Source organism: Streptomyces sp. NPDC047061 (genome assembly GCF_040643955.1).
GTDB lineage: Bacteria > Actinomycetota > Actinomycetes > Streptomycetales > Streptomycetaceae > Streptomyces.
Window position 1 is genome coordinate 1 of sequence record NZ_JBEYVI010000103.1, and the last position, 6,133, is coordinate 6,133.

Below are 6,133 nucleotides of genomic sequence, written 5' to 3' on the forward strand. Positions count from 1 at the left end.
TGCGTTTCCGACTCTATCAGATCTTTTCTCGACCCGATTTCCTCGGTGCTTTCCAGGTTTCCGCTCTCGCGTTTCCCTTTCCGGCGGTTCCGACTTTATCAGAAGTTCTGAGTCGGAATTTCCACCCGGTCCGGGCACCTGGATCCAGCGCATGAAGCACTGGGGTTCCCTGCTGGGCGGAGCCGTAAACGTACTGGAGCTGGGCGCCCCGATGCAAATCGAGGCGCCCAGCTCCAGGTTCGCGCGTACGAGGGGTCGTACGAACGCTGTACGCGCGTCAGACCTCCACGACCACCGGGAGGATCATCGGCCTGCGGCGATACCTGTCCGCGACCCACTTGCCGAGGGTGCGCCGGATGAGTTGCTGCAGCTGGTGGGGTTCCACGACCCCGTCCTGGGCCGAGCGTTCCAGTACCTCGGAGATCTTCGGGAGGACGTCCGCGAACGCGGAGTCGTCGATGCCGGAGCCGCGGGCCTGGACGTGGGGACCGCCCGTGATCTTGCCGGTGGACGAGTCGACGACCACGAAGACCGAGATGATGCCCTCGTCCCCGAGGATCTTGCGGTCCTTGAGGGCCGGCTCGCCGACGTCGCCGACCGACAGGCCGTCGACGTAGACGTAACCCGCCTGGACCTTGCCGGAGATCTTGGCCTTGCCCGCGACGAGGTCGACGACGACGCCGTCCTCGGCGATGACGATGCGGTCGTGCGGGACACCGGTGAGGGCGCCGAGCTCGGCGTTGGCGCGCAGGTGGCGCCATTCGCCGTGGACCGGCATCAGGTTCTTCGGCCGGCAGATGTTGTAGAAGTACAGCAGCTCACCGGCGGAGGCGTGGCCGGAGACGTGCACCTTGGCGTTGCCCTTGTGGACGACGTTGGCGCCCCAGCGGGTCAGGCCGTTGATGACGCGGTAGACCGCGTTCTCGTTTCCGGGGATGAGCGACGAGGCCAGGATGACCGTGTCGCCGTCGACGATGCGGATCTGGTGGTCGCGGTTGGCCATCCGGGACAGGGCGGCCATCGGTTCGCCCTGGGAACCCGTACAGACCAGGACCACCTCGTGGTCGGGAAGGTCGTCGAGCGTCTTGACGTCGACGACCAGGCCCGGCGGGACCTTCAGGTAGCCGAGGTCCCTCGCGATGCCCATGTTGCGGACCATGGAGCGGCCGACGAAGGCGACCCGGCGGCCGTACTCGTGGGCCGTGTCCAGAATCTGCTGGATGCGGTGGACGTGGCTGGCGAAGCTCGCCACGATGATCCGCTTGCGCGCACTGGCGAAGACCTGGCGCAGGACGTTGGAGATGTCCCGCTCGGGCGGGACGAATCCGGGGACCTCGGCGTTCGTCGAGTCGGCGAGGAGCAGGTCGATGCCTTCCTCGCTCAGCCGTGCGAACGCGTGTAGATCCGTCAGACGGCCGTCCAGCGGAAGCTGGTCCATCTTGAAGTCGCCGGTGTGGACCGCCATGCCGGCCGGGGTGCGGATGGCCACGGCCAGGGCGTCCGGGATGGAGTGGTTGACGGCGATGAACTCGCAGTCGAAGGGACCGACGCGCTCGCGCTGCCCCTCCGCCACTTCCAGGGTGTAGGGGCGGATGCGGTGCTCCTGGAGCTTGGCCTCGATGAGGGCGAGGGTCAGCTTGGAGCCGATCAGCGGGATGTCCGGCTTCTCGCGGAGGAGGAAGGGGACGCCGCCGATGTGGTCTTCGTGGCCGTGCGTGAGGACGATGCCCTCGACGTCGTCGAGGCGGTCCCGGATGGACGAGAAGTCCGGCAGGATCAGGTCGATTCCGGGCTGCTCCTCCTCGGGGAAGAGCACTCCGCAGTCGACGATCAGCAGGCGGCCGTCGTACTCGAAGACAGTCATGTTTCGGCCGATCTCCCCGAGCCCGCCGAGCGGGGTGACGCGGAGCGCGCCTTCGGGGAGCTGCGGCGGGGCGCCGAGTTCAGGATGCGGATGACTCAAAAGACTCTCCTCACCACGCACGCCACGTACCGGTCGGGCACGTGGCGTGCGTGACGTTCGTGCATAAGCAGTTGTCGTTGTCCTTGCAGGGTGCGGGCACCGGTGGTCCCGCTTCTTCAGTTGTGAAGCGTCGCTGCGCGGACGGCCGCGCAGAAGTCTGTTGTCAGAGTTGTACCCCGCCGGCGGCAAGATCGATCTTGAGCTGGGCAATCTCCTCGGCCGAACACTCGACCATGGGTGCGCGCAGGGGTCCTGCGGGCAGTCCCTGGAGGGCGAGCGCGGCCTTGGTGGTCATGACGCCCTGGGTGCGGAACACGCCGGTGTAGACGGGGAGCAGCTTCTGGTGGATCTCGGCGGCCTTGACGACGTCACCGGAGGTGTAGGCGTCGACGAGGGCCCGCAGGTCGGGGGTGACCAGGTGGCCGACGACCGAGACGAAGCCGACCGCGCCCACGGAGAGCAGCGGCAGGTTCAGCATGTCGTCGCCGGAGTACCAGGCGAGGCCGGACTGGGCGATGGCCCAGCTCGCACGGCCGAGGTCGCCCTTGGCGTCCTTGTTGGCGACGATCCTGGGGTGCTCGGCGAGGCGGACGAACGTCTCGGTGCTGATCGGGACGCCGCTGCGGCCGGGGATGTCGTAGAGGATCACGGGCAGCCCGGTGGCGTCGGCGACGGCCGTGAAGTGCCGGTACAGGCCCTCCTGGGGGGGCTTGTTGTAGTACGGCGTGACGACCAGCAGGCCGTGTGCGCCGTCGCGCTCGGCCTGGCGGGCCAGCTCGATGCTGTGGTGGGTGTCGTTGGTGCCGACTCCGGCCACGATGTGGGCGCGGTCGCCGACCGCCTCCAGTACGGCTCGTACCAGGTCCGATTTCTCCGCGTCGCTGGTGGTCGGGGACTCGCCGGTGGTCCCGTTGATGATCAGGCCGTCGTTGCCTGCGTCCACCAGGTGGGTGGCGAGCCGCTGTGCGCCGTCGAGGTCGAGCGCGCCGTCCGCCGTGAAGGGCGTGACCATGGCGGTGAGGACCCGCCCGAAGGGGGTCTGCGGAGTGGAGGTCGGAGCCATGGGTTACACGCTACTCGGTGCTCACGGCGCGGTCTGCCCTTGGGGTGCGGGGAAAGTCCTGACAAATGCGGAGCCCGGCACTGCCTGCTCGGGGGTTCAAGCAGTGCCGGGTCCGTTTGATCAGGCTAGATGAACTTCGCTAAATGCCGCAATACGGACACTTCTCGAGGCTGATCCGTACATCTGTGCCGAGCACGACAAGAAGCGCGATCAGCGGGCCGCGCCACGGCGCGACTACGGCGCGACCCGGCCGTTGGCGTTGAAGGCCGCATGGGTGAGCGGCATGAGCCTGGCCCACTCCGCCTCCATCTTCTCGCCCACCATCTCGATCTCCCGCTGCGGGAAGGACGGCACCCTGGCCAGCTCGTGCTGGGTGCGCAGCCCGAGGAAGTGCATCAGCGAGCGGGCGTTGCAGGTGGCGTACATCGAGGAGAAGAGACCGACGGGCAGCACCGCACGGGCGACCTCCCGGGCGACGCCGGCGGCGAGCATCTCCTGGTAGCGCTCGTACGCCTGGATGTACGACTCCTGCATCGAGCGCTCCACGATCTCCTGCTGGGCCTCGGTGCCCGGCACGAACTCGTACTTGCCGGGACGCCCCTGCTGCACCAGCTTGCGGTCCTCGCCGGGGACGTAGAAGACCGGCTGCAGCTCCCGGTAGCGGCCGGACTCCTCGTTGTACGAGTTGTGGACGACGAAACCGTTCGCGAGGAAGTTGTGCCAGGGGCCTTCCACAGAGAGGTCGTAGGTCATCTCCTCGCCATCGGCCTCGATGGCGAGGATCTGGTCCGGAACCGCCTTGGCGACCTTGCCGCCGCTCCGGGCCAGCGCCTGTTCCCCCGCGCTCTTGACGGCATGGCACGGCTCGCAGGCCGGGGCGAGGTTCTTCTCGTCGAGGGCCCGGAGCAGGTCACCGGCCACCGGGACGACGTGGTCCAGTGCGAGCTGCTCCCGCGGGAAGTCCTGACCGCACAGGTGGCAGGTGTCGGTGTCCTTGATGAGCCGTTCGCGCTGCATCGAGGTCCATACGCCGATGCCCCGGCGCAGGCTCGGCGGGACCAGCCCCTGCGACGGGCGCGGCGCCGTGCCGGAGACCAGAACGGCATCCCCGACGGTGAGCTCTCCCGCCTTGCACCATCCCTCGGGCGTGAAGAGGGCGTGGTCGACCGTGCAGCGGAGAGTCTTGCCCGAGGCGGTGGTGATCTTGATGAGCGGCTTCACACCCGACTCGATCACGTCGACGATCCTGGCGCGCTGGGCGAGCAGGGTCTCCTCGTCGTAGCAGCGCACGTGGTTGCGGCGCACGGATTCGAGCTTGCGGATGCGGGTGCTGGGGTGCAGCTCCCGGAACTCCGCGACGGCAGACTCGGCCGCCTCGCGGTTCTCGTACAGGCCGAGGTAGTGGTTGGTGTCGCCGCGGCGCACCTGGGCCATCCACTTGCCCGCCCGGCTGTGCCAGGTCACGCCCCCGGCCGAGTGCGGCAGCCGGTCCTCGACGCCCAGGTGCCAGAGCTTGTACAGCTCGGCGATGGTGCGCCGGCGCAAGTGACCGGCCTCGCTCTCCAGGCTGATCTCGGTGTCCCCGGCGATGCACCACCCCACCCGGTGCCGCATGAACTCGCGGAAGACGAAGATCGGGGCGCTGATGAAGAAGGTCATCGAGTTGTGCTCGAAGGGGCTGCCGTGCCGGTCCCGCATCAGGTAGTTGATGAGGCCCTTGGAGCGCTCCGGGTCCTTCTTCAGCTCGTCCAGGGACTGCTCGCCGGCGGTGGAGACCCGTGCGGCCCACAGCACGTCGGAGTCGGCCGCGCTGTGCTTGACCAGGTCGACGGTGACATCGCTCCGGAAGCTGGGCTTGAGGTCGTCGGCGGGGGTGTCGGTCACGGCTCGGAGGGTCCTTCCATCACTTCTCTCGGGCGGCGCCCACTCTACGGCCCGGCACCGACATCGGGGCGTTCGGTACCGGGTGCGACATACACCGGTGAATTTCTGTGAATTCGGTGAAACCGGGCACCTTTCGGGTCACTCGCCCGTCTGTGTAGATGACAGACACTCGTTCGATCCCGAGAGGGGATGCACCGCCCATGTTCGGTCGGCGCGAACCGGTTCCGTTCGCCTTCCTCGCCGAAGCCGACAGGTTCCGCAGCAATGTCGCTCCCCCGCCCCGTCAGCGGTCGTCCGTGAGTCAGATAGCCGGGAAGTGGCTGCTCGGGCTCACCATCGTGGCCGGGCTGGTGGGCTCGCTGGTGCTGGGCATGCCGGCGCTTTCCACGCCGTCCGACACCGCGAGCCGGCAATCGCAGGCCTCCCAGGGGCGCTGAACTCTTCCGGACCCCCGTGAGTGGTGGGCGGGGAGACGGCCGGATAGCCTCACCGGGCACAGCCCACGCATGGATTGAGTGAGGACCAGTCGTGCCCCTGCCCTTCCTGACGGCCGACCGCGCCTATGACGCGGCACTCGACAACGCCCTCCCGTACGACGACCGGGACCGCTGGCGCCGCCCCTACCGGCCCGGGCCCTGGCGGGTCGGCGGGGCCGCCCTGTGGCTGCTGCTCGCCTCGTTCGTGCTGTTCGCAGCGGTCGCCCTGGCCCTGACCGGCTCGCTGTCCTCCGCCGGGGCGGTCCTCGGTATCGCGCTGCTGATCATCGCCGCCGCGCTGCGGATACTGCGCATGGGCGTGTGGGTGAGCGCGCACGGGGTGCGCCAGGTGGGTCTGCTGTACACGCGGACGGTGCCATGGAAGCGGGTCGTCACGGTGCGTACCGCGCAGCAGCCGGTGCGCTGGCTGGGTCTGCCGCGGACCGTGCAGGGGCAGGCGCTGACGCTGGTGCGCAAGGACCGGTCGCCGGAGGACACCGGGGCGCTGCTGACCACGCACGGGATGGACTTCGTGGGCCGGACGTCGGCGTTCGACCGTGCGGCGGACGCGGTGGAGGCGTGGGCGGCGGAGTACGGGCACGGTCAGCCTCGCTGAAAGTGCCGCGACGTGCCGTGCGCCGTCTGCGGCGCCGTCGTGGCTGGAAGCCTGAGTCCCTGCGCCCCCTGAGGGCGACCTCCACCTGCCGTCCCGTCGCGAGCCCCATGCCGGACCCCTGGACCCGCGGC

At 68.7% G+C, this 6,133-nt stretch carries 4 protein-coding genes and 3 pseudogenes; 2 read left to right on the forward strand and 5 right to left on the reverse strand.

From position 1 onward, the window contains the following. Positions 1-277: 277 nt before the first annotated feature. The 5 genes and pseudogenes from ABZ887_RS50710 to ABZ887_RS50730 all read right to left on the reverse strand — a co-directional run. Positions 278-1,963, reverse strand: coding sequence for a ribonuclease J (locus ABZ887_RS50710; protein ID WP_361306461.1), 1,686 nt, complete (start codon positions 1,961-1,963; stop codon positions 278-280). 163 nt (positions 1,964-2,126) lie between these two features. Continuing rightward, positions 2,127-3,026 carry a 4-hydroxy-tetrahydrodipicolinate synthase gene (gene dapA, locus ABZ887_RS50715; protein WP_361306463.1) on the reverse strand — a complete coding sequence of 300 codons (900 nt, stop codon included), beginning with the start codon at positions 3,024-3,026 and terminating at the stop codon, positions 2,127-2,129. A gap of 234 nt (positions 3,027-3,260) precedes the next feature. Next, positions 3,261-3,710 (reverse strand): annotated as a pseudogene (gene thyX, locus ABZ887_RS50720) (FAD-dependent thymidylate synthase); the annotation flags it as partial. Between the two features lie 3 nt (positions 3,711-3,713). Next, positions 3,714-4,460, reverse strand: a pseudogene (locus ABZ887_RS50725) (HNH endonuclease); the annotation flags it as partial. Between the two features lie 103 nt (positions 4,461-4,563). Beyond that, positions 4,564-4,910: pseudogene (locus tag ABZ887_RS50730) on the reverse strand (FAD-dependent thymidylate synthase); the annotation flags it as partial. A gap of 200 nt (positions 4,911-5,110) precedes the next feature. On the opposite strand from ABZ887_RS50730, the gene ABZ887_RS50735 reads away from it, so the two are divergent. Both ABZ887_RS50735 and ABZ887_RS50740 read left to right on the forward strand, forming a co-directional pair. Beyond that, on the forward strand, positions 5,111-5,347 hold the full coding sequence (locus tag ABZ887_RS50735) for a hypothetical protein (RefSeq protein WP_361306465.1): 237 nt from the start codon (positions 5,111-5,113) through the stop codon (positions 5,345-5,347). Between the two features lie 91 nt (positions 5,348-5,438). Further along, entirely contained in the window at positions 5,439-6,002 is a 564-nt protein-coding gene (locus ABZ887_RS50740) for a hypothetical protein (protein ID WP_361306467.1), read from the forward strand. Positions 6,003-6,133 lie beyond the last annotated feature (131 nt).